Source organism: Nonomuraea sp. SBT364 (assembly GCF_001083785.1).
Taxonomy (GTDB): domain Bacteria; phylum Actinomycetota; class Actinomycetes; order Streptosporangiales; family Streptosporangiaceae; genus Nonomuraea.
Map to the genome: position 1 here is coordinate 1 of NZ_LAVL01000026.1, position 23,205 is coordinate 23,205.

General features: G+C 70.8%; 20 protein-coding genes and 1 pseudogene. 3 read left to right on the top strand and 18 right to left on the bottom strand.

The features are described from left to right. Together ADY59_RS48705 and ADY59_RS15035 are read right to left on the bottom strand one after the other, a co-directional pair. The coding region (locus ADY59_RS48705; RefSeq protein WP_156325507.1) for a cysteine hydrolase family protein at positions 1-486 on the bottom strand (486 nt) is incomplete at its 3' end. A gap of 85 nt (positions 487-571) precedes the next feature. Further along, a complete protein-coding gene (locus ADY59_RS15035; RefSeq protein ID WP_049562661.1) occupies positions 572-1,996 on the bottom strand; it encodes a purine-cytosine permease family protein in 1,425 nt (474 codons plus the stop codon). 102 nt (positions 1,997-2,098) lie between these two features. On the opposite strand from ADY59_RS15035, the gene ADY59_RS15040 reads away from it, so the two are divergent. Further along, entirely contained in the window at positions 2,099-3,658 is a 1,560-nt protein-coding gene (locus ADY59_RS15040) for a PucR family transcriptional regulator (protein ID WP_049562574.1), read from the top strand. A gap of 38 nt (positions 3,659-3,696) precedes the next feature. Here ADY59_RS15040 and ADY59_RS15045 read toward each other — a convergent pair whose 3' ends face one another. From ADY59_RS15045 to ADY59_RS15110, 15 genes and pseudogenes are all read right to left on the bottom strand, one after another. Beyond that, positions 3,697-4,608, bottom strand: a complete 912-nt coding sequence (locus ADY59_RS15045; protein ID WP_156325508.1) for a polysaccharide deacetylase family protein — start codon at positions 4,606-4,608, stop codon at positions 3,697-3,699. Continuing rightward, positions 4,605-5,726: an oxidoreductase gene (locus ADY59_RS15050; protein WP_049562576.1), complete on the bottom strand. Its 1,122-nt coding sequence runs from the start codon at positions 5,724-5,726 to the stop codon at positions 4,605-4,607. Before ADY59_RS15050 ends, ADY59_RS15045 begins: the two co-directional genes overlap by 4 nt. A gap of 7 nt (positions 5,727-5,733) precedes the next feature. Further along, the gene (locus ADY59_RS15055) at positions 5,734-6,312 is read right to left on the bottom strand and encodes a DUF1989 domain-containing protein (protein WP_197093648.1); all 579 of its coding nucleotides are present in this window, start codon (positions 6,310-6,312) and stop codon (positions 5,734-5,736) included. A gap of 224 nt (positions 6,313-6,536) precedes the next feature. After that, the gene (locus ADY59_RS15060; protein ID WP_231618725.1) at positions 6,537-7,934 is read right to left on the bottom strand and encodes an MFS transporter; all 1,398 of its coding nucleotides are present in this window, start codon (positions 7,932-7,934) and stop codon (positions 6,537-6,539) included. Between the two features lie 123 nt (positions 7,935-8,057). After that, a complete protein-coding gene (locus tag ADY59_RS15065) occupies positions 8,058-8,606 on the bottom strand; it encodes a TetR/AcrR family transcriptional regulator (RefSeq protein ID WP_049562579.1) in 549 nt (182 codons plus the stop codon). A 300-nt stretch (positions 8,607-8,906) separates the two neighbouring features. Next, positions 8,907-10,274 carry an amidase family protein gene (locus tag ADY59_RS15070; RefSeq protein ID WP_053174772.1) on the bottom strand — a complete coding sequence of 456 codons (1,368 nt, stop codon included), beginning with the start codon at positions 10,272-10,274 and terminating at the stop codon, positions 8,907-8,909. Between the two features lie 88 nt (positions 10,275-10,362). Continuing rightward, positions 10,363-10,578 (bottom strand): annotated as a pseudogene (locus ADY59_RS54025) (hypothetical protein); the annotation flags it as partial. Positions 10,579-10,609: 31 nt separating this feature from the next. Further along, the gene (locus tag ADY59_RS15075) at positions 10,610-11,911 is read right to left on the bottom strand and encodes an SGNH/GDSL hydrolase family protein (protein WP_049562581.1); all 1,302 of its coding nucleotides are present in this window, start codon (positions 11,909-11,911) and stop codon (positions 10,610-10,612) included. A gap of 41 nt (positions 11,912-11,952) precedes the next feature. After that, entirely contained in the window at positions 11,953-13,392 is a 1,440-nt protein-coding gene (locus ADY59_RS15080) for an MFS transporter (protein ID WP_049562582.1), read from the bottom strand. 210 nt (positions 13,393-13,602) lie between these two features. Continuing rightward, positions 13,603-14,616: a HEAT repeat domain-containing protein gene (locus ADY59_RS15085; RefSeq protein ID WP_049562584.1), complete on the bottom strand. Its 1,014-nt coding sequence runs from the start codon at positions 14,614-14,616 to the stop codon at positions 13,603-13,605. Positions 14,617-14,622: 6 nt separating this feature from the next. Continuing rightward, a complete protein-coding gene (locus ADY59_RS15090; RefSeq protein WP_049562586.1) occupies positions 14,623-15,291 on the bottom strand; it encodes a hypothetical protein in 669 nt (222 codons plus the stop codon). Positions 15,292-15,362: 71 nt separating this feature from the next. Further along, positions 15,363-17,315, bottom strand: a complete 1,953-nt coding sequence (locus ADY59_RS15095; RefSeq protein WP_049562587.1) for an ABC transporter ATP-binding protein — start codon at positions 17,313-17,315, stop codon at positions 15,363-15,365. Next, positions 17,312-19,048, bottom strand: a complete 1,737-nt coding sequence (locus tag ADY59_RS15100) for an ABC transporter ATP-binding protein (protein ID WP_049562589.1) — start codon at positions 19,046-19,048, stop codon at positions 17,312-17,314. Before ADY59_RS15100 ends, ADY59_RS15095 begins: the two co-directional genes overlap by 4 nt. Further along, entirely contained in the window at positions 19,048-19,644 is a 597-nt protein-coding gene (locus ADY59_RS15105; RefSeq protein WP_197093649.1) for a TetR/AcrR family transcriptional regulator, read from the bottom strand. The genes ADY59_RS15100 and ADY59_RS15105 overlap by 1 nt, the downstream gene beginning before the upstream one ends. A gap of 207 nt (positions 19,645-19,851) precedes the next feature. Then, complete coding sequence (locus ADY59_RS15110) at positions 19,852-20,379, bottom strand: effector-associated constant component EACC1 (RefSeq protein WP_231618726.1); 528 nt, start codon at positions 20,377-20,379, stop codon at positions 19,852-19,854. A 261-nt stretch (positions 20,380-20,640) separates the two neighbouring features. Here ADY59_RS15110 and ADY59_RS15115 point away from each other — a divergent pair, with 261 nt between their 5' ends. Together ADY59_RS15115 and ADY59_RS15120 are read left to right on the top strand one after the other, a co-directional pair. Further along, positions 20,641-21,675: a M48 family metalloprotease gene (locus tag ADY59_RS15115; RefSeq protein WP_197093651.1), complete on the top strand. Its 1,035-nt coding sequence runs from the start codon at positions 20,641-20,643 to the stop codon at positions 21,673-21,675. Continuing rightward, entirely contained in the window at positions 21,672-22,679 is a 1,008-nt protein-coding gene (locus tag ADY59_RS15120) for a hypothetical protein (RefSeq protein WP_049562595.1), read from the top strand. The genes ADY59_RS15115 and ADY59_RS15120 overlap by 4 nt, the downstream gene beginning before the upstream one ends. A gap of 3 nt (positions 22,680-22,682) precedes the next feature. On the opposite strand, the gene ADY59_RS15125 is transcribed toward ADY59_RS15120, so the two are convergent. Then, positions 22,683-23,150: a hypothetical protein gene (locus tag ADY59_RS15125; RefSeq protein ID WP_231618727.1), complete on the bottom strand. Its 468-nt coding sequence runs from the start codon at positions 23,148-23,150 to the stop codon at positions 22,683-22,685. Positions 23,151-23,205: the final 55 nt, after the last annotated feature.

Sequence of the window (23,205 nt, forward strand, 5' to 3'; positions counted from 1 at the left end):
GTGCCGCGGTGAGCGACTACGACCTGGTGCGAAGCGCGATCTTGGGTGGTGCCGACGGAGTTCGGTCGGGTAGAGCCGGACGCCGGGACCCCCTGGACAATGATCTACTTTGTAAAGGCGGGCGGTGGTTTCGCAGCATTGTTCGGTGCGGATTCCGCAGATGGTGAGCTTGGTGGTGCCGCGCTGGGTGAGGAGTTGGTGGAGGTTGGTGGTGGTGAAGGCGTTGTGGGCGGTTTTGGTGAGGGTGGGTTCGCCGGGGTGTGGGTGGAGGCCGTCCATGAGGCGGACGTGGCCTTGGGCGGGGTCGAAGACGGTGCCGGTTCCGGGGCGTGAGCCGAGGACCCAGATGACGGTGTCTCCGGCGTTTCTGGCGGCTGTGGCGAGGCGGTCGACCTGGGGGACGATGTCGGGTCTTGAGGTGTGCTGCCAGTCGGGGAGTTGGAGGAAGGAGTTCTGGACGTCGATGACGAGGAGGGCGCTGGTCATGTCGTTCAGCTTGGTGGCTGGGGGGCCGGCGTTGTAGGCATGGGCTGGTCGGGTTGCGGGCTGATCTGGTCAGTGCTCGCCCTGGTCAGTGCTTGGTGGTGTGGAGCCGCCGGGCGGGCTTCTGGGTTCGTGTGCGGGTGAGCAGGTAGTAGAGGCCGCCGGCGACGAGGCCGCCGGACAGCCATGAGAAGTCGGTGTCGTTCAGTGCCCGGGCGATGGGGCCCTGGGTGAGGGGGACCATGCCGTACTGCCAGCTCCATGCGGCCACGAGTCCGAGGGCGAGGCTGGTCAGGGCGGGCCGGCTGATGGGGCCGTGGGGTGAGGCGTCGGTGTCGTAGAGCGTTTTGACCTCGATGTGTCCGCGGCGGATCACGAAGAAGTCGACGAGCAGGATGGCGGCCCATGGGCTGATCCAGACGAGGATGGAGACCATCCAGTGGTCGAATGCCTGGGCGAAGTCGTCGGCCTGGACGAAGACGGCCAGTACGGCGGAGGCGACCAGGCCGGCGATGAGGGTGAGTTTCCAGCGGGCGATGCGCAGGCCGATGGACAGTGCGGCCAGTGAGCAGGAGTACAGGTTGAGGATGTTGGTGGCGATGGGGCCGTGCATGACGAGGAGGAGTACGGGGACCGCGAGCAGGCCGAACGCGTTGGTGACGAGGTCGGAGGGGTCGCTTCCGCTGCCGCTGCTGCTCAGGTAGGCGCCGAGTGCCGCGAGCCATACGGTGGGCACGTACATGCCGAGGGCTGTTGACCAGAAGACGGAGCGGGGGGAGGCGTCGGTGCGGACGAATCTGCTGTAGTCGGCTGAGTAGGGGAGCCAGCTGATGCCCCAGCCGATGCCGATGGCGGTCAGGAGTTGTGTCACGGCGGTGAGTTTGTCGCCGGTGGTGGCCGCGGTGGCGGTGGTCCATTGGGGGTCGACCTGGAGTACGGCCAGCACTGTCATGATGGCCATGATGAGGACGGTGGCGGGGACGGTGTATTTTTCGAAGGTGCGGATGGCGTAGAAGCCGTAGAGGGCCAGGAAGAGCTGGCCGCCCATGATGATGGCGGCGACGAGGTATTTCAGGCCGAGGTCGCCGTGGATGCCCATGCGGGCGAGCAGGGCGAGTACGAGGTCGAGTACGACCCAGGTGTTGACGCCGACCCATCCCATGGTGAGCAGGCCTTGGACGATGCCGGGGATGATCGCGCCTTTGCGGCCGAATGCGGCGCGGCCGATCACCATCTGGTTGACGCCCGTGCGGTGGCCCATGAGGTTGAAGAGGCCGAACACCGCGCACCCGACGAGGTTGCCGATGGCGATGACGGTGATGGTTTCGATCAGGCTCAGCCCGAGTGTGACTCCGAGTGATCCCAGGACCCAGTTGATCGGGGCGATGTTGGCTCCGGTCCAGATCCAGAATTGCTGCCACGGGGTCGAGTCCCGGGATGAGGGTGGGATGGGTTCGACGCCGTGGTCGTCGAAGGGCACGCCTTCGACCGGGCTGGTCGTGTTCGCATGCATGGTGGCCTCCTTGGTGAGATACCCCACACAATCAGGCTGAAGAAGCAAAATGCAGTGGATGAACGTCCAGGGGATGCTCGTGGGGTTGTGTAGAGTCACACCATGTTCACGCTGCGGTCTTTGACGGATCGGCCCTCGCTGGAGTTGCGGGTGCTGGTGGCGGGTCGGCCCGGCGCGTTGGAGGAGCCTGTCGCCTGGGTGCACAACACGGAGCTGCCGGATCCGTCGAGTTATGTGCGTGAGGGCGAGCTGGTGATGACGAACGGGCTGTGGCTCGATCGGGTGCCGGCGGCGCGGTTCGTGCGGAACGTCAAGGGGGCCAGGGCTGCCGGGATCTTGTTCGGGTTGCGTGATGAGTTGCCCCGCACGCCGGAGGAGCTGGTGGAGGCGTGCCGGGCGGAGGAGTTGCCGCTGCTGGAGATCTCCATCGCCGTGCCGTTCACGGCTGTGTCTCAGGCGGCGGCCGAGATGCTGGCCGATGAGCGTAAGCAGTCGCTGGTCGGCATGGTGCGCCGGGGGGATGCTCTGGCCACGGCGATCTCGCGGGGTGCGGGCGCTTCCGGTGTGCTCGACGTGCTGCGGCGTGATCATGATCTTCCGCTGGCGGTGATCGATCGGATGGCGCGCCCGCTCGCGGTGGCCGGCGCCGTTCTCGGCGGTGAGCAGTTGCGTGCGGTGGCGGCGGCGCTGTCCCGTCATCCTCCCGCTTTGGAGGTGGATGTGGGGGAGCCGGGCCGTGCGGCGTTGTTCCCGGTCGGCGCGGTGGGTGACATCGATGCGGCGCTCATCTGCCTGCGTCCGCTGCGTGAGCTCACGGCGGCCGAGCGGGAGGCGTTGGAGCAGTCGGCGAGGTTTCTCAGCTTGGAGGTCGCCAAGCAGCAGGCGGTGCAGGCGATCGAGCTGCGCTTCGCGAGCGAGTTGCTGGAGATGATCCTGTCCGGTGGCCGGCGTGCGGCGGAGGTTCCGGGACGGTTGCGTGCCTTCGGGGTGGATCCGAACGGTCCGCTGGCGGTGTGCGCGGTGGCGTTCGCGCTGGGGGAGGTGGCCACCGTTCATGGGCTGGCGGAGGTGGTCGGGGAGTTCTTCGCGTCGGAAGGCGTTCCGGCGGTTGTGGCGGGCGGTACGCAGGATGTGGTGGCGGTGTTGCCGTGGCGGCAGCCCGAGGGGGAGCTGCCCCGGCTCGCGCAGCGTCTGGTGCGGTCGGTCGAGCAGCGGTTCCCGGGGTTGCGTCCGGTCGCGGGTCTGGGTGGTCTCGCTCTTCATGCGGCTGAGCTGCGTCCTCAGTTGCTGCAGGCGAGGGAGGCGTGCCAGGTGGTGCGGCGCGGCCGGTCGGGGCCGGTCGTGCGGGCGTTCGCGGAGCTCGGTACGCACAGGTTGCTTCTGGGGCTGGTCGAGCCGGAGACTTTGCGGCAGTTCGCGGGCAAGTTGCTGGCGCCGTTGAAGGAGCATGACGCGCGGCGGGGTGGTGAGCTGGAGCTGACGTTGCGGACGTTTCTCGACCATGACGGGCAGTGGGCGGCCACGGCCACGGCGCTGCACGTGCATGTCAACACTCTGCGCAACCGGCTTGGCAAGATCGCCGAGTTGACCGGCAGGGATGTGGGGCGCACGGAGGATCGGGTGGATCTGTTCCTGGCGCTGACGATCGAGGCGATGGATTGAGCCGGGCCCCGGCGTGAGCCCGGGGTCCGGGTCCTCGTTCAGTGCGGGTAGACGTCGGGTTCCGCGGCCGGGGGCTGTGGGTGGCGGATGGTCAGTGCGGGGTCGGCGGCGGCTGTCCGGGCGACGTCGGCGCATCGTGCGAAGGTCACGTCGGCGCGGCTGAGGGCGTACTCCAGGAAGCGTCGCAGTGCCAGGGCGCGGCCGGGCCGGCCGGACAGGAAGGGGTGCAGGCACAGGTTGAACAGGCCGCCGTAGTGGCGCATCCCGTCGAGTTCGGCCCGCCACAGTTCGATCACCTTCGCGGGTGATTCGATGACGGAGCCGATATGCGGGGCGGGCAGGTAGGCGTACTGCTCCCAGTCGTCGAGCGACCAGTGCACGGGCAGTTCGACGACCTCGCCCGCCGGGGTGGCCACCTTGTACGGGCGGTCGTCGCCCATGAGGGAGGAGTCGTAGGTCAGGCCGTGTTCGGCGACGAGGCCGGTGGTCTGCCAGGACGCCTCCCACAGGGCGGCGCGGTGTCCGTGGATCTCGATGTCCTGTCGGTCGAACACGGCCAGGGCGCGTTCGAAGTCGGCGCGTTCCTCCTCGGCCGTCATCGAGGTGGGCGGCCGGTGGCTGTAGGAGTGGTGTGCCACTTCGTGGCCGTGCTCGGCGATCGACGGGGCGAGCCAGGGGCGGTGCTCGGCCACCCAGCCGGGCACGAAGAACGTGGCGGGGACGGACAGGTCGGCCAGGAGGTCGAGGATGCGGGGCAGTCCGACGTCCGGGCCGTAGGCCTGGTGGGACATGGTGCTCGCGTGTTCGGCGAAGTCGCGGCCGTGCGCCAGCACGGGTGTCTCCGCGTCCACGTCGAACGTCAGGGTCACCACCGCGGCGGCCCGTCCCTGCCATCCGTGGCCCGGCTCGTCGGCGTCGCCGGGCCGGCCGTCCGGCTCGCCGGGGTTCAAGCCGGCACCTGGCCCGCGGCGCGCCAGAGGCGGGCGTTGCTCAGGGTGGCCATCGGCTGGAGCATCTCGTGGTCGAAGGCCGCCAGGGGCAGGCTCTGGGCGAGACGGCGGGGCAGGTCGGGGTTGGCCAGCGCGCCCCTGCCGATGGTGACGATGTCGGCGTGGCCGTCCTCGAGGACGCTGGCCGCCTGGGTGAGGTCGTGCATGCCGCCGTTGGCGAGGACGGGCAGTCCGGTCACCTTGCGGGCCAGGCCGGTGATGGTGACGCCGCCGTCGAGAGTCGCGGTTTCCACCCAGTCCCGTCCTTCGCTCGCGATGTGCAGGTAGGTCGCGCCGGCCTCGGCCAGGGCGGCGAAGATGATCTCCGCGTCGCGTGAGCCGCCCGCCCATCGGTGGGTGAAGTCGTTGACCTTGCCCTGCGACAGCCGGATGCCCACGACGAAGCGGGGGCCGGTCGCCGCGCGGATGGCGGAGACGATCTCGGCTGCCAGGCGTACGCGGTTGGCGACCATGCCACCGTAGCGGTCGTAGCGCTGGTTGGTGTAGTCGGTCAGGAACTGGTCGACGAGGTAGCCGTTCGCGCCGTGCACTTCGACGCCGGCGAATCCGGCGCGCTGGGCGCGGATGGCGGCGTCCACGAAGCCGGTGAGGGCGTGTTCGATGTCGTCGCCGGTCATGGCGCGCGGGGTGGGCCAGGGGCCGTGGCCGCCGTATTCGGGCATCTTCTCGCCGAGCGGCCGGACGGCGGACGGTGCGAGGGTGTCGTCGCGGTAGCGGTTGCCTTGTGAGATCGCGCCCGCGTGCATGAGCTGGAGGATCATCGACGCGCCTCGGGCGTGCACGCGTGTGACGATCTCGTGCCAGGCGGCTTCGTGGGCGGCGGTGACGATGCCCGGCTGGTTGAGGTATCCCTGGCTGTAGTGGGTGTCGGTGTAGGTTCCCTCGGTCAGGACGAGGGCGAAGCCGCCGTCGGCGAAGGCCGTGTAGTAGTCGGCCATGTCGTCCGTCGGCGTGCCGTCGGCGGCGGCGGAGACTCTGGACATGGGCGCGACCGCGAGCCGGTTGGCGAGGTCGAGGTCGCCGATTCGGTCCGGGCGCAGGGCAGGATGGTCGTTCATCGTTGTCTCACTCCTTGTCTAGCAGATCGATGGCCAGCGGGGTCGGCTTGTGGCCGTTGATGCCGACCAGGTCCTGGGGGCATGCCGAGAGCACGAACAGGCAGTCCATCGCGGCTTCGAAGGTGATGGCGTCGCCTGGGCGGCTGGTCGAGGTGAGCCAGCTCAGCCGGCCGTCGCCGGCGACGGGGATCCGCATGAACACGTTGACGGGCTGGGGGACGGCCGGGACGGCCAGGCCGAGCTTCGCCAGGCTCGCGGTCAGGTTGTCGGCGCAGGAGGCGTGGCCGGGGGCGCCGAGGTCGCGATAGCGTGCCGGGTCGCAGGCGGCGATGAGCATGTCGTGCTCGCCCGGTGAGGTGTCGGCGGCGAGGGTGAGGATGGGCCTGCGCCGGTCGGTGACGAACGGTCCCCCGGGGGCGGGGAACAGGCGGCTGGTGGTGGCCCGGGTGTGGGAGGCGCTGAGGTGTTCGCTCACGTCGTCGGCGGCGAAGGCGAACACGTCGCCGACCTGGCCGCCTTCGAGGTCGACCACGCGTACGCGCTGACCGGCGCTGACCTTGACCGCCCGCCCTTGTGTGGCAGGCACGATGACTCGCATGCCCACAGCCAATCAGTGGCCTCGTCACCGCGGCCATGGAGATTGGCATCGGATTGTGTTCCGGAGGTGGAGGTTCACACAGTGCGGGTGGTTTCTCCATCGTCGGTGCCAGCGGGTCCCCGGAACCGGTGATGTGCCGATGCCGGCCGGCAAGCCGGCATGTCGAACGGGTGTGTGCGGCGTAGATGTCCGGCTGTGATGATGAGCTGCCGTCAGCTGCCTGTGCGGGTGTCGCCGGGTGATGTCGAAGTGACCTGTTGCGCTGGCTTTGCGGCTTGGGGCTTGCGCAGGGTGCGGGCCACCGCCGCACCGGCGAGGGTCAGTGCGGCCGCCAGCAAGGCAGCGGCTCGTAGTCCATCGGTGGTGGCGGCACCGGCAGGGCCGGTGTTGATGACGGCGACCAGGACGGCCAATCCGACCGCGCTGCCGATCTGCTGGGTGGTGGAGGCCATCGCCGAGGCGATGCCTTGACGTTCTGGTGCGACACCGGTGGAGGCGGCCACGAACATGGCCGTCCAGGCAATGCCCTGTGCGAGGCTGGTCATGACGATGCCGGGCAAGAGTACGGCGTAGCCGCCGTGGGGGGACAGCGCCAGCCCGAATGTGATCATCCCGGCTGCCCCCAGCCCCAGGCCGGTGAGCAGCGTGGTGCGGGTGCCTGTGCGGATCAGCATCCGCTCGCTCACCTTGGTGCCTGCCAGGGCCATGAGGCCCCCCGGCAGGAAGGCCAAGCCCGTCGCCAGAGCGTCGAAGCCGCGCAGGTCCTGGAGGTAGACGGTCAGGATGTAGTACTGCGCGCCGAACGTCCCCATGAAGATGAACGTGACCGCCATGGCGGCGGTGAGACTGCGGTTGATGAACAGCCGCAGCGGCATCAGCGGCTCGGCGGAGCGAGCCTCGATCGTGACGAACAGTCCCAGGAAGGCTGCCGCCGCGAGCAAGGCGCCCACGATGGTCGGGCTGCCCCATCCCGCCTCCGGGCCCTGAACCAGCCCGAAGACAAGCAGTGTGGACCCCAGTGTGGCACTGAGCGCGCCGGGGAGATCGAAACCGCCGCGTCTGTCGCTACGAGGTTCCGTGGGAAACAGGGCAAACGTTGCGGCAATGGCGACGGCGGCGAGGGGAACGTTGACGAAGAACACCGACTCCCAGCCCAGGGCATCGGTGAGAACGCCGCCCAGCAGGGAGCCGAGCGCGAGCCCGACCCCTCCGGCGCCGCCCCAGACCGCCAGGGCTCGGCTGCGCGCGGGCCCCTCGGTGAACGTGGTGTTTATCAGTGACAGCGTGGCCGGCAGAAGCAGTGCGCCGCCGAGTCCCTGCGCGGCCCTGGCCGCGATCAGCAGGGCGGGGGAGGTGGCCAGCCCGCCGGCCAGGGATGCGATGCCGTACAGGGCCAGTGCGGCAGCGAACATCTGGCGCCGCCCCAGCAGGTCGGCGGCTCGCCCGCCCAGGAGCAGGAACCCGCCGAACGCGACGGCATACGCGCTGACCACCCATTGCAGCGTCTGCGTGGAGAATCCGATCTGGCGGCCGATCTCCGGCAGCGCCACATAGACGATGTTGTAGTCAATGGCGCTGATGAACTGGGCGAAGGCCAGCAGCGCCAGCATCAGGCCGTTCCGTGATCTCCAGGATCCAGGCATGGACACCTTCCTCGCACACAAGAGAGAGTGATTGACCACTCACCGTCCAGCCAAAAAACACGGGCCGCCCGCACGCGGCCCGATGACGACTCAGCCGAGCAAGGTGCGCGCCCACCGCGCATCCAGCGCGGCCGCGTCGATGCCGACGAGAACATTGGCCAGCAAGCCGTCACCGAAGAACCGGCGGATCTGCTCGTCGGAGGCGCCCGAGGCCGCCCGCACGTACTCGACCTGCTTGGCATAGCACGCCCGCACCGCCTCACGAATCGCCGGCTCGCTGCTCGCGCACGTGGCGTGCAGCAGCACCAGGAGCAGATCGCGATCGGCGATCAGCTCCGCGTACGCGGCGGCCATCGCGGCCAGCGTTGCGGCAGGCTCGGCCGTGGCGGCGGCCGCCGCACCCTCGGCATGGCATTCGCGGATCCGCGACGAGCAGTAGTCCACGACCGCGACGAACAGCGCCTCCTTGTCGGGGAAGAGCCGGTACAGGTACGCCTGCGAGATGCCTGCGGCCTTGGCGACCTCTGTCGTGGTGGTGCCGTAGTAACCACGTGCCGCGAAGGCCTTGATCGCCGTGCGCAGGACGGTGTGGCGTCGCTCCTCCGCCGTCGACAGCCGGCGCGACCTCGTCATCGTCATGTGAGTAATAAACCACTCACACTTTGCGCGGTCAAGCTCCCCGCAGTTCGTGGGCCGAGCACTCACTCCTGGGGGACGCCGCAGATGGCGGCTGGCGGGACCGCCCTCACCGGCAGGCTGACGTATGCCTCCCGGGCCGACCCGGTCGAGCCGCAGTTCGGGCCGCTACGCACCTTGGTGATCGCCGGTTCCGACCGCCGGCGTAACACCGGCGCCCGCCACTCCGACGTGCCGGCCGCCCAACGTCGTGAACGTGCCCGCAGCCGACCCTGCCCGAGGCCGTGTCGGCTCCCGTTTCGTTCACCTGGGCGCGCCGTCGCGGCCGTGGGGTGAGGCAGCCTCGGCGCGGGCCGCGGCCGCGAGGAGCGCGTCGTCGCGGCCTTCCGCGGCCGACAGCAGGAACCCCGCGCCGCCGGCTCCCCATGCGCCGACCGGGAGGCTGACGCCCGGCAGGCCGAGGTAGCTGAACAGCATGGTGGTGCGCAGCGTGCGCTGGTTGACCCGGTCGTACAGGTCGTCGTCGGCCAGCAGCCCGGCCAGCGGGGGAGCCGGGTGGCAGACGGTGGGGCAGGCCAGGAACGCGTCGCCGAGTTCCGCCGCGATGCCCTCCCGGAGCCCTCGCATGGCCCGGTAGACCGGGGCGGCGTCGCGCCGCCGCCTGTCGTAGCGGGCGAGCCGGCGCAGGACCCCGGGGTCGACGTGCGCGCCGCCGCCCGCTGCGAGCAGGCTTGCGTAGGCGGCGTGGGCTTCCGCCTCGACGATCGTCGCGTGCTCGGCGAGGACGCGCAGCGCGGCCCGCAGGACGGGTACGTCCCGCTCCTCGATGTCGGCGCCCTGCCGGGCCAGGAGCGTCAGGTGGTCCTCGAACGGGCCGCGTACCTCGGGTGCGCAGTCGTCGATCAGCGCGCCCCGGGGGACGAGGAGGCGGAGCGGCCGGTTGTCCGGCGGGCCCGGGTACGGGTTCCTGCCGGTGAGGACGGCGTCGGTGGCGAGGACGTCACGCATGGAGGTGGCGAGGATGCCCACCGTGTCGAGGGTGGGGGCGAGCGGCAGCATGCCGCCGGTGGCGTATCTGCCCTCGCCGGCCTTGTAGCCGATCACGCCGCAGAAGGCGGCCGGTACGCGTACCGAGCCCGAGGTGTCGGTGCCGATGGCGATCGGCACGATCCCGAGGGCGACGGCGGCGGCGGATCCGGCGGAGGAGCCGCCGGGGACCAGCCGTTCAGTGGCGCCGTTCGGGTTCGGCGGCGTGCCGAAGGCGGGGTTGACGCCGAGCCCCGAGAAGGCGAACTCGCTGAGGTTCGTCTTTCCGACGCAGATCATTCCCGCCTCGGTGAGCCTGCGGACCACGGCGGCGTCGTGTGCGGCGGGCGGCAGGGCGGTGCGGGTGCGCGAGCCCGCGGTCGTCACCGTGCCGGCGACGTCGAACAGGTCCTTGACGGCGACGGGTACCCCGTCCAGCGGGCTTCTGGCCCGTCCGGTCGTGAGCCGGTCGCGGGCGGCGGCGGCCTCGCGGGCCGCGCGGCCGGCGGTGAGCTCGATGAAGGTGGCTCCGGCCCGGGGGGAGCGTGCCTCCCGCAGGGCGCGCCCGGTGACCTCGGCAGGGTCGAGTTCGCCCGCGGCCGCTCGTTCGCCGGTCGCGATGCCGTCGGCGGGGTTGAGTGTCAACGCTGGGCTCCTTCCGTAGCGATGTCGACGGGAGCGGTAGAGGCGCGGCGGGTGTCAGGGCCATGAAGGTGAAGGCCACCGTCATGAGCGCGAACGTCCAGGTGAGCAGCGGGCGGCGGCCGATCCGGTCCACCAGGAGCAGCCCGGGCACGCCGTCGGCGAGGATGTCGGGCCTGAAGCTGTAGACGGCGAACAGACGTGCGCGGTGTAGACAGTGGACCACCTCCGGTCGTGCCCCTGTGGGGTGCGGCTTCAGCAAAACAGCGGCATGTCGGCTGGCGGAATGGAGGATGCCACAGAGCATCACCAGCTGCGGTGGAGATGTTGCCAGGGTGTCAGTTTCGCGTGGAGGTCAGTGCGTCGGCGACGAGGCGGGCCATGGCGGTGTAGCCGGTGTCGCCGGGGTGCAGGTGGTCGCCGCTGTCGTAGGCGGGGTCGAGCGTGTCGGCGTCGCCGGGGGCGGCCATGGCGCGGTCGAGGTCGACGACGGCGTCGAAGGCGCCCGAGGTGCGGATCCAGTGGTTGACGGTGTCGCTGACGGCGGCGGCGTGCGCGCCCCAGTGGTCGGAGTGCTTGAAGGGCAGCAGGGTCGCGCCGACGACCTTGACGCCCTTGGCGTGTGCCTGCCGGATGAGCCGGCGGTATCCGGCGATCAGCTCGCCGGCGGAGACGACGGGCGCGGGCTTGTACGTGGGCGTGTCGGACTCGCTGAAGCCGATGTCGTTGACGCCTTGGAGCAGGACGACCGTGCCGACGCCCGGCTGGTCGAGCGCGTCTCGCCGGAAGCGGGCGGCGGCGTGGTCGCCGTACCAGGCGGAGTCGTGGAGGAGCAGGTTGCCGCCGATGCCGGCGTTCAGGACGGGTCTGGCCCGGCCTCTGGCGGCGAGTTGCTCGGCCAGTTCGTCCGGGTAGCGGTCGTCGGCGTCGGTGGTGGAGCCGAACCCGTCGGTGATGGAGTCGCCGAAGGTCACGACGGCGTCCCCGCGCCTGCCGTTCCCGCCGGTGACGTCGACGCCGGACAGGTAGTACCAGGAGTGGGTCACCTGGGTGAAGGCGTGCGCGGTGGTGTCGGCGCGGTGGTCGCCGCGCGCGCGGTAGCTGCTCGCGTACGCCTGGGAGTGGAAGGTCGCCGGTCCGGTGGTGCCGGCGAAGTAGAGCGTGACGGCCACGGACTGGAACGGCCGCACGCGCAGCGGCAGCGGGTCGCTGGCCAGGGTGCCGCGGGCGGGGATGTCGGCGGACGTGGCTCCGGCGAAGGTCAGCTGCCGCACCGTCTCCGGCCGTACCGAGGCGCCCTGCCCGGCGTGGGCCACGGTGGCTCCGGTCAGGCGTACGGCGGAGGGGCCGTAGTCGTTCGACAGGCGGATGCGTACCGACGAGCCGCCGGCCGTCAGCCTGATCACCTGGCGCACGCTCTGGCCGCTGAAGCCTTCCTCCGACCAGTTCGGTTCGAAACCGGTGCTGGCGCGCTGCGGGGCGGCGATCCACGCGGCCTGCCAGCCGGCCTGCCTGCCGGTTTGCCGGTCGGCGGCGGCGTGAGCGGGGACGGCGGCGGCCGCGGGCGCGCCGAGGGCGGTCATGAGCGCGGTCAAGAGCGCGGTCAGCGCCGTGCCGGTCCTGGTTGCGAAGGGGTTCATCACATCTCCTCGGATGAGGTTCGGGCTGGCGGGGAAGGGGGTCAGGCGTGCGCGTGGTGTCGTGCGCGCAGGAAGGCTGCGGCGATGAGGACGCCGAGCAGGACGAGGGCGGCGTTGGCCGCGATGGCGACGCCGACGCCGTGCAGGATCGCTCCGGCGGAGAGCACGCCACCTGTCGCGGCGGTGACGATCGCCGACATGATCGGGGTGCCCATGGTGATGCCGACCTGCTGGGACATCGACGTCAGCCCGGTGGCCAGCCCTTGCTGGTGGTCGGGCAGCCCGCTGGTGGCGGTGACCATGAAGCCGACGATGACCAGCATGTTGCCCACGCCGCCCAGGAAGGTGGCGGGCAGCAGCAGCCCCATGGAGGCCGCGGTGTCGCCGAGCAGGAGCAGGACGGCGGTGAAGACCGCCTGCAGCAGCCCTCCGGCGACCAGTACGGCCGGGGCGGACGTGCGCGCGATGGCCCTGGAGGCGAGCAGGCCGCCCGTCACGGTCCCGAGCCCCAGGACGGTGAAGGCGATCCCGGCGGCGAGCGCGGAGAAGCCGAGGGTCTTTTGCATGTAGAGGGTGAGCAGGTACACCAGGGACGTCTCGGTGACGAAGGCGAGCAGGCCGAGCAGGTTGCCCCAGGCCACGGTGCGCTTCTTCAGGACGTGCAACGGGACGAGCGGCTGCGCGGCCCGGCGCTCCACCACGGCGAAGACCACCAGGAGCGCGGCGCCGGAGAGCAGGCCCGCGAGGGTGGTGGGGTGGGTCCAGCCGTGCTCGCCGGCCTGGGTGAGGCCGTAGACGAGAGCGAGCAGGCCGAGGGTGACGGACACGGCGCCGGGCAGGTCGATCTTGGGGCGTACGGCGGGGCGGGACTCCTGGATGACGACGGGCGCGATGAGTACGACGGCCAGGGCGACGGGCACGTTGATGAAGAAGGCCCACCGCCAGGACAGCAGGTCGGTCAGTACGCCGCCGAGGATGGCGCCGGTGGTGAACCCGGCCGACATCAGCGCGCCGTTGAGCGCCAGGGCTTTGCGGCGCAGTGGCCCTTCGGCGAAGGAGGTGGTGAGGAGCGCGAGGCCCGCGGGGGTGGCGGCGGCCGTCGCGAGGCCCTGCGCGACGCGGGCGGCGATGAGGAGTTCGGCGGTGGGGGCGAGGCCGCCGGCGAGGGAGGCCACGCCGAGCAGGGTGATGCTCCCGAGGAAGATGCGCCTGCGGCCGATGAGGTCGCCGATGCGGCCGAACAGGAGGGTGAACCCGGCGGCGGGCAGGGCGAAGGAGGTGGCGATCCATTGCAGGTTCGCCAGGGAGAAGCCGAGGCCGTCGCCGATCCGGGGAAGGGCGACGTTGAGGATCGAGAAGTCGACGGCCAGCATGAACTGGGCGACCAGCAGGACCGCGAGCGTGACCTTGAGGCGGCCGGTCAGGCGCCGGGGGTGGGTGCCGGGTGTCGGGGTCGTCGACGGGGTTGCCAGGGCGGACATGACGGGGAGTTCCTTCCGGGGCGGTCGGTTCGCGGAGACACCGAACCATAAACGGGCCATTTGTTCCGTTAAGTTGAGGGAACAGTAGCACCCGACGCCACCTAAAGGGAACTCATGTCCCGATAGAGGTTGTGCGGAAGGAGCCCGGACCGCGCGGCCGGGCCGGTCGGCACCCGCGAGGCGCACGCGAGGCGCACGGGGCGGAGCCCGTCATCGCGTGTCGCGGATCCCGAGAATGTAAGTCGCGGTGAGCGCGACGGCACGGTCTTCGTCGTGTGACAGCTCCGCGAGGGCCCGTGAGGCCGTGGCTCCCGGGATGCCCGCCAGCGCCTGGGTCAGGCGCCGGCGCGCGGCCGGTCCGGCGGCATCGCCGCCCAGGCGATCGACGAGCCCGGAAGCGATCTGGTCCGCCGAGGCGGGACTGCTCGCCAGCGCGCTCAGGGCGTCGGCGGCCTCGACGTCGTTCGTCCCCTCGACGACGATGTCGATGAGCGCCGGGATCGCCCCGGCGACCCCGCGTGCCCCGAGCTCCAGCGCGGCGTGCCTGCGGACGACGAGGTCGGGGTGCGTGAGGGCGTCCCGCAGCAGGGTGGTCGCCGCGTCGTCGGCGAGCTCGGCGATGGACCGGACGGCACGCTCGCGCACCTCGGCCGCCGGTGAGCCGAGTCCCTCGGCCAGCAGCGCCAACGCGTCGTCGCCAGATCGCGCCAGCCGCGCCAGGGCCCAGCGCAGCGCTCCGGCGACGTTCGGGTCCCTCTCGCTCAGCGCCGCCTCGACCAGCGCCTCCACGGGCATCGAAGCCTCCCCGGCCGAGGACAGGGCCGCGCGCTGGCGCCCGCCGGCGCTCTTGGATCCCAGCGCGTGCAGGAGTGCGACGATCTGCAGGACGTCCTCCCAGCCGGCGGGTTCCGCGGCGTCGATCCGGCGCAGGCGCGTGAGCAGTTCGGTCTCGGCGGCGATGCGTTCGCGCGTCTGGCGGATGAGGTCGTCGACGAGCTGCGCGGGGGCGAAGCCCGGATCGTCGAGGGCGCGCCCGGCCTCGCGCAGCGACAGCCCCAGGGACCGCAGGCTCTCGATCTGGAAGATCCGCCGGATGTCCTCGCTGGAGTATTCCCGATAGCCCGCGTCGCTACGGCCCGTCGGCCGCACCAGGCCGAGCGCGTCGTAATGCCGGAGCATGCGGGCGCTGACCCCGGACCGCCGGGCCACCTCACCGATCAGCACGGCCCATCAGTCCTCCCCTCCGGTGCCGCCGAGCGCCACGATGCGCTTGGCCTCCTCGATCGCGTACTCGAACCCGGTGCCGGGGTCGTCCAGCAGCCGTCGCGTGGCGATCGCGTGGGCGCGCACGCGCGGATCGGGGTGCGCCGCCGCGGCGCTCAGCATGGGTGTGCTCACCTCGCCGAGCGCGGCCAGCGCCCGGCTGAGGCTCAGCTGCGTCTCGCGTCCGCCGCGCCCGAGCTGTGCCGACAGCGCCGCCGCCAGCCCGGGCTTCTCGTCTTCGGGCACGAGCACGACCGCCGCCCGCCAGGCGCTCCTGGCGACCTCGTCGTCGGCGTCGGCCAGGAGCTCCCGCGTGATCGCGGGCCATGCCCGCCGGTCCCCGATCTTGGACAGCGTGTGCAGCGCCTGGCTCCGCGCCTGCGCGCCTTGCGAGCCGAGCTCTCTGAGCAGCTGCGGAACGGTCAGCGAGGCCGCGTGGCGGGTGAGCGCCCACGTCAGCATGTCCCGCACGGGGAAATCCGGTTCGATCGCGCACCGCCGGACGAGCGGGCCGACGTAGCGCGGGTCGGGGGCCGTGCCGACGGCCATCGCCGCCCGCAGCCGCACTGACGCGTGGCCGTGCTCCAGAGCCTCCAGAGCCCGGACCGGATCGATGTCCTGTTCTCGCATGGTCATCGGGACCACCTCCTCGGCATCAGTGAAGGCCTTGTCATTGTGTCAAGGTCAAGCGAGGAGGTGGCGGCCCGTCAGTTCACCTCCGTGACGGGCTCGGCGAACTGCGCCGAGTAGAGCCCGGCGTAGGCGCCGCCGGCGGCCAGCAGCGACTCGTGGGTGCCCTGCTCGACGATCCGCCCGTCCTCCATGACGAGGATCAGGCTGGCGTCGCGGATCGTCGAGAGCCGGTGCGCGATCACGAAGCTCGTACGCCCCTCGCGCAGGGAGTTCATGGCCCGCTGGATGAGCACCTCGGTGCGGGTGTCGACCGAGCTGGTGGCCTCGTCCAGGATGAGGATCGCCGGCTCCGACAGGAACGCCCGGGCGATGGTGATCAGCTGCTTCTCGCCCGCGCTGACGCTCGCGCCCTCCTCGTCGAGGACCGTGTCGTACCCGTCGGGCAGCGTGTGCGCGATCCGGTCCACGTGCGCGGCCTCGGCGGCGGCCTCGACCTGCTCGCGGGTGGCGCCCTCCGCGCCGTAGCCGATGTTCTCCGCGATCGTGCCCCCGAACAGCCAGGTGTCCTGGAGCACCATGCCGAGGGAGCCGCGCAGTTCCTCCCGCGACATGGCCGCGATGTCGACGCCGTCGAGCGTGATGCGGCCGCCGGTCACCTCGTAGAAGCGCATGATGAGGTTGACCAGCGTCGTCTTGCCGGCTCCGGTGGGGCCGACGATGGCCACCGTCTGGCCGGGCTCCACGGTGAGCGACAGGTTCTCGATCAGCGGCCGGTCGGGCGCGTACCGGAAGGACACGTTCTCGAACGCCACGCGGCCCCTGATCCGCGCCGGCCGGGCCGGCTCGGCCGGGTCGGGCGACTGCTCGGGAGCCTCCAGCAGCTCGAAGACCCGCTCGGCCGAGGCGGCGCCCGACTGCACGATGCCCGCCATGCCCGCCACCTGGGTCAGCGGCTGGCTGAACTGGCGCGAGTATTGGACGAAGGCCTGCACGTCGCCGAGCGAGATCGAGCCCGACGCCACCTTGAGCCCGCCGACGACGGCCACGAGCACGTAGTTGAGGTTGCCGATGAACATCATCGCGGGCTGGATGAGCCCGGAGATGAACTGGGCGCGGAAGCTGGAGGCGAACAGCGCGTCGTTGTGCTCGGTGAACGTCTCGGCCGCCTCCCGCTGCCGGCCGAACACCCTGACCAGCGTGTGCCCGCCGTACATCTCCTCGATGTGGCCGTTGAGCCGGCCCGTCGACGACCACTGCTCGATGAACTGCGGCTGGGACCGCTTGCCCACGACGGCCGTGACGTAGATCGACACCGGCACCGTGACCAGCGCGATGAGCGCCAGGACCGGCGAGATCCAGAACATCATCGCCAGCACGCCCACCACCGTGAGCACCGACGAGATGAGCTGGCTCAGCGTCTGCTGCAGCGACTGGGCGATGTTGTCGGTGTCGTTGGTGGCGCGGCTGAGGATCTCGCCGCGCGGCTGGCCGTCGAAGTAGCTGAGCGGCAGCCGTCCCAGCTTGGCCTCGATCCGCTCGCGCAGCCGGAACGCGGCGCGCTGCACCACGGTCGTGGTGAGCCGGAACTGCGCGATGCCGAGCAGCCCGGCCAGCAGGTAGATCGCCAGCACCCAGGCGAGCACGCCGGCCAGCGCGGTGAAGTCGATTCCGTGTCCCGGCACGACGCTCATCGACGCCACCATGTCGGCGTAGGTGCCCTGCCCCTGGGCGCGCAGCCCGGCCAGGGCCTGTTCCTTGGTCAGCCCCGCGGGCAGCTGAACCCCGACGATGCCGGCGAAGATCAGGTCGGTGGCGTGGCCGAGGATCTTGGGCCCGATCACGGTCAGCGCGACCCCGGCCACGCCGAGGAGCAGCACCACGACCAGCAGCGGGCGTTCGGGGCGCAGCAGCCGCATCAGGTGGCGGAGGGTGCCGCGGAAGTCGGAGGCCTTCTCGGCGGGCCCGGACATCATCCGGCCGGGCCCGAAACCGGGCTGCGGCCGGCGCGCGGGCGTCTGCGTGGTCATGCCGCGGCCTCCTGTTCGGTGAGCTGGGACAGCACGATCTCGCGGTAGGTCGGGCAGGTCTCCATCAGCTCGGCGTGGTCGCCGATGCCGGCGACGCGGCCGTCGTCGAGCACGACGATGCGGTCGGCGTCACGGATGGTGTTGACCCGCTGGGCCACGATGACGATCGTGGCGTCGGCGATCTCCCCGGCCAGCGCCGCGCGCAGCCGGGCGTCGGTGGCGTAGTCCAGGGCGGAGAAGGAGTCGTCGAACAGGTAGATCTCGGGCCGGTGGACGAGTGCCCGGGCGATGGCCAGACGCTGGCGCTGGCCGCCGGAGACGTTCGTGCCGCCCTGCGCGATCGGCTCGTCCAGGCCGCCCGGCATCGCCTCGACGAACTCGCGCGCCTGCGCCACCTCCAGCGCCCGCCACAGTTCCTCGTCGGTCGCGTCCGGCCGGCCGTACCTCAGGTTGGAGGCGACGGTGCCGGTGAAGAGGTACGGCGACTGCGGGACCAGGCCGACCGCCCGGGAGAGCGCCGCCGGGTCGAGGTCGCGTACGTCGACGCCGTCGACCAGCACCTCGCCGGCGGTCGCGTCGAACAGCCGGGGGATGAGGTTGAGCAGCGTCGTCTTGCCGCTGCCCGTGCTGCCGATGATCGCGGTGGTGCGGCCGGGCCGCGCCGCGAAGCTCACGCCGGACAGCACCGGCTCCTCGGCGCCCGGGTAGCGGAAGCCCGCCGCGCGCAGTTCCAGGTTTCCGTCGTGCCTGTCCGGGGTGACCGGGTCCGCCGGCGGGTGCACGGTCGGCTCGGTGCCGAGGACCTCCTGGATGCGCTCGGCGCAGACCTCGGCCCGCGGGATCATCATGAACATGAACATCGCCATCATCACCGACATGAGGATCTGCATCAGGTAGGAGATGACCGCGGTCAGCGCGCCCACCTGCATGGCGCCGCCGGCGATGCGGTCGGCGCCGAACCACACCACGGCGACGCTCGACAGGTTCACCACCAGCATCACCGAGGGGAACATCAGCGCCATCAGCCGCCCGACCCGCAGGGACACGTCGGTGAGCTGGTCGTTGGCCACGCCGAAGCGCTCGCGCTCGTGCCGGTCGCGGACGAACGCCCTGATGACGCGCATGCCGGTGATCTGCTCGCGCAGCACCTGGTTGATCCGGTCGATGCGCTCCTGCATGGCGCGGAAGAGCGGGCGCATCCGCATCACGATCACGCCCACGATGACGATCATCAGGGGCAGCACGACGACCAGCAGCGACGACAGCGCCGCGTCCTGCCGCAGCGCGAGCACGATGCCGCCGACGCACATGATCGGCGCGGCCACCATCATGGTGAACGTCATCAGCACGAGCAGCTGGACCTGCTGCACGTCGTTGGTGGTGCGGGTGATCAGCGACGGCGGGCCGAACGCGTTGACCTCCTGGGCGGAGAAGTCCTGCACCCGGTGGAAGATCGCGGCCCGCAGGTCGCGGCCCAGCGCCATCGAGGTGCGGGCGCCGTAGTACACGGCCACGACCGAGCAGATGATCTGTATGAGGGTCACGCCGAGCATCACCAGCCCGACGCGCATGATGTAACCGGTGTCGCCCTTGACGACGCCGTCGTCGATGATGTCGGCGTTGAGCGTGGGCAGGTAGAGCGTGGCCAGCGTCTGGACGAACTGGAAGAGGACGACGAGCGTGATCTCTTTCCCGTACGGCCTGAGCTGGACCCGCAGCAGACGGAGCAGCATCAGGGAGCGCTTCCTGTCGAAGGGTCGGGGGAGTGGCGGATGAGCAGGCCGTCGAGCAGCATGGAGACGATCTCGTCGTCGTCCACGTCGCCGAAGCCGCCGTCGTGCCCGAAGCCGCGGTGCGCGCTGACCGCGATGAGCATGAGCAGCAGGTGTGCGGCGTCCTCGGGGGAGCGGCGCAGCCGGTGGCGGTCGGGCGCCATGAGGGCGGCGAGCCCGGCGGCCATCCGCTGCCGGCCCCGCATCATCCGCTCGCGGAACTCGGCGTCGCGCGCCATCAGTTCCCCGGGCGCGGTGAAGAGGTTGGCGTTGGCCCGCATGCCGGCGCGCAGCATCGCGACCGCCTCGCGCAGCCGCTCGCGCAGCTCCGCACGCGTGCCGATGGACGCCATCGCGTCGATCGCGGGCTGCGGGTCGAACGCGCTCATCAGTGCGGCCCGCAGCAGCGACGCCTTGTCGGGGAAGACGCCGAAGATCGTGCCCTCGGCCACGCCCGCGGCCTCGGCGATCTGACGGGTGCTCACCGCGGTGCCGTGCTCGCGCAGCAGGGGGATCGTGGCCGCGATGAGCGCCGCCCTGCGGTCTTCGGGCGCCATAGCGGGCACTCTGCGCCTTTTGGTCATAGGGGACAACCTACTGAGCGAGTACTCACTCGCTCAACCGGTTTTCGCCCTCGGCGTCACGCGCACGCCACGATGGGCGGGGCCGGGCCGTACGTCCGCGTCATCCGGCCGCGTACGTCTCGTGGCCGGGGAGTGCTCCTCGCCGGGTCCGGCGCCGGTCATGGCGGAGCAGGATGAAGATCAGGCGTTGTCCACCTGCCGCAGCTCCGCCAGCGGCTCCGGAGCGCCGCCGGTCTGGCCCGGAGTGATCTCGGCGGCGGCGGGATCGGCCGCCGCCACAGTGTCCTGCCGGGCGTCCTGCCGGGCGTCCTGCCGGGTGTCCTCCCCGGCGGGCCGGGGCGGGCCCGGCTCACCGGCCAGCTCGGCGATCTGCTCGGCCAGCGCGCTCAGCTCCTTGGGGCCGAGCCTGCGCACCCGCTGCGCCGAGAGCTCGAACTCCATGCCGTCCGCCCGCCGCAACGTGATCTTGGTGTCGGCGGTCCGATGCCTGAGCCAGGCGATCGTGGCGGCGGCGAAGACCACGCCCGTCGATCCCAGGAGCTCCAGCACGATGGCGGAGACAGGCTGGCTCATCCCGGGTGCCGGCCGGCCCGCGCCGGTCAGACGTACTCTGCCGCGCAGCTTTTCCTGACTGTTCAGATAGCGGGCCAGGTCCGATTCGAGATTGCCGGATTTGCCCGCACTTCGTACCCGAACGGTAACTCTCAACCTGAGCTCCTCTCACACACGCCACGGCGTCTTGGGGAATTTAGCGGACTCATCATCGTCAGGTACGGCATACTTCCGCATTGCCCGGAACCCCTCCCATCCGGAATTTGGTCAAATATCATGCAGTCATCCGAAATGTCATCCCCTGCGCCCATCAAGTCGAGCTCGCCGTTCATCGAACGGTTGCTGGGCGGACGTCCCCCCGGCTTCCCCAGCCTGCTGGTCTGGCTGGAGCTGGGAATCCTGCGCAACCCGTACGGAATGCTGACCGCGCTCGTCGCGGCCTGGCTCTACATTCCCGCCGCGCTCGCCGCGGCGGTCTCCCTCGGCCTGTACGGCGCCCTGCTCGCCACCATCTTCTCCGTCGTCTCCGGCGATGCCACTATTTTCGCGTCGAGGGTGGACATTCCGCTCTTTGGTGATGCCATAGCAAGTTTGTCGGCAAAAACGAGCGGCGTCGGTGCGGCCGTGGCCGGTGCGATGGCGGGAATGGCGATCGGCCTCATTCTCGGGCTGCTCTGGATCTTTATCGGGCCCTTTCAGGACGGTCTGATCGACGGGCTCGCGGTCATCCTCGCGACCATCGCGATGGGCATCGGCGTCGGGCTGCTCTACACGCTGTACCGGGTGCTCCTCGAGAGGCGGCTGCTGCAGATCACGGGTGCGCGCCGGCTCAGCCGGAGGGAGGCGGAGCTGATCCTGCCGCTCGTCGAGGAGGCCGCCGCCCGGCTGAAGCTGGCCGGCCATCCGCCCGTACTGATCGACGACACCGACGACCCCGGCGCGTTCGCCTACACCCGGCACATCGTGATCACCCGCGGCTTCCTCGAAGACTTCGCCTACGACCGCGAGGCGATCCGCGCGGTGCTCGCGCACGAGCTCGTGCACTGGCACAACGGGGACCCCATCTCCGCCCTCTTCATCCGGGGCGTGGCGCTGCCGCTGTACCTGGTGCAGGCCGCGGCGGGCTTCCTGCTCAACCAGACGGGCAACTCCCTGCTGCGCTTTCTCGTCTGGACGGTGTTCTGGCCGGTCTTCGTCACCGTCCGCTACCTCGTCGTGCCCGCGCAGGCGGTCGAGTCCCGGCAGGCGGAGTACCGCGCCGACCAGGGTGCCGTGCTGGCCGGGTACCGCTCGGGCATGCGCCAGGTGCTCAGCCGGTTCCGCCGCTCCTTCGAAGGCGGGCGAAACGGCTGGGCCGCGGCGATCTGCGCCTCGCATCCGCCGTTCGAGCTGCGCCTGGAACGGCTGGAGGAGCCGGGCGGCGCCTACCCCCTGCCGGAGGACGAATCATGACGACCACGTACCCGCAGGGCGACCTCTCGACGGCGCTGGTCGACCACAGGTCCAGGCGGCGGCCGGTGGCCGTCGGCGCCGCCGTCTTCATGACGCTGGTGCTTCTGGTGCTCGTGCTGAAGATCGTGGAGGGCGTGCTCTTCCAGCCCGCGAACACGGTCCGCGCGTTCTTCCAGGCGCTGAACGACCGCGACGCCGACGCGGCCGGCGCCCTCGTCGTACCGGACCCGGAGCGGGACCTCACCGGCACGGACCTGCGCGGCGGCGCCGTGCTCCGATCGCCCGGCTACACCCCGCCGACGGCCGTCGAGGCCGGACCGGTCGTCCCCGCCGAGGACGATCAGGCGACCGTCGGAGTCAGCTACTCCGTCGGCGGGCAACGACAGCAGGTGATGCTGACCCTCGAGCGCGACGAGCGGGCGACCGTGGCCGGGCTGTTCCGCGAATGGCGGATCGTCAAGGGCGCGATCGGCGAAGCGTACACGCAGGTCGAGACGGCCGGCCCGGTCCTGGTGGCCGGCGCGTCGGCGAGTGCCGAGTACGACGTCCTGCGAGCCTACGGGTATCCCGGCGGCTACCGGGTCACCCTGCCCGAGCAGCCGCTCCTGGAGGCTGAGCCGGTCATCGCCTACACCGGCGCCGACCGGTACGCGGAGCCCGGCGTGCTGCGGCCCGTGGTCAAGGCCACGGTTCAGGACGAGGTCGACAAGCAGGTGCGCACGCTCCTCGACCGGTGTTCGAAGGGGACGGAGATCACCCGCGAGAACTGCCCGTACCCGTGGTCGAACCACCCCGGCCCGGAGCAGGTGAAGATCAAGGTTGTCAGCTATCCCACCTGCGAGATCACCGTCTCCCGAGGTCAGGTCACCGCCCGCGGGACGGGCCAGGTCAGGATTCGTCAGCCGTCGTTCTTCGGCGTCGACGAGAGCACGACCGAATTCACCGTCTCGGGCGACGTCACCGCCCTGGACAACGCTGTGACCTTCCAGTACGTGCCCCAGTGATCGTCAGGGGGCGTCGCCCAGTTGTCCGGCCAGCCGCTCCAGGCCGCCCCTGATGAGGTTCCCGTACTCGTCGTCGCCGAGCGCGCCGATCCCGGCCCGCGCCCGGCGGAGGTGGTCGCGGGCGCGGTCGAGATCGCCCAGCTTGCGATAGCACTCGCTCAGGTTCAGGTGCAGCGACGGATACAGGCCGGCCACCGAAAGCGGCACGCCGGCCTGCGCCACCCGATCGTCGGTGACCTGATCGGCGGCGGCGAGCGCCCGCAGATCCCACGTCAGCTCCTGGCGCACGTCGTCCTGCACGTCGGCCATCGAGTGGGCGAGGACGCAGACGTGCAGCGGGTCGCCCCGCTCACCGCCGATGTCATCCCAGATCTGCGCGAACAGGTCACGGGCGGCTTCACGTCGGCCCTGGTGGTGGTGCAGCTCCACGCCCTGGCCGATCCGGGTCATCGTCGGGTCGGTGGTCATCATCGGCGCTCCTTCGCTGTCGCGGTCAGCCTATGGCCCGGCGCGCCTTGACGGCCTT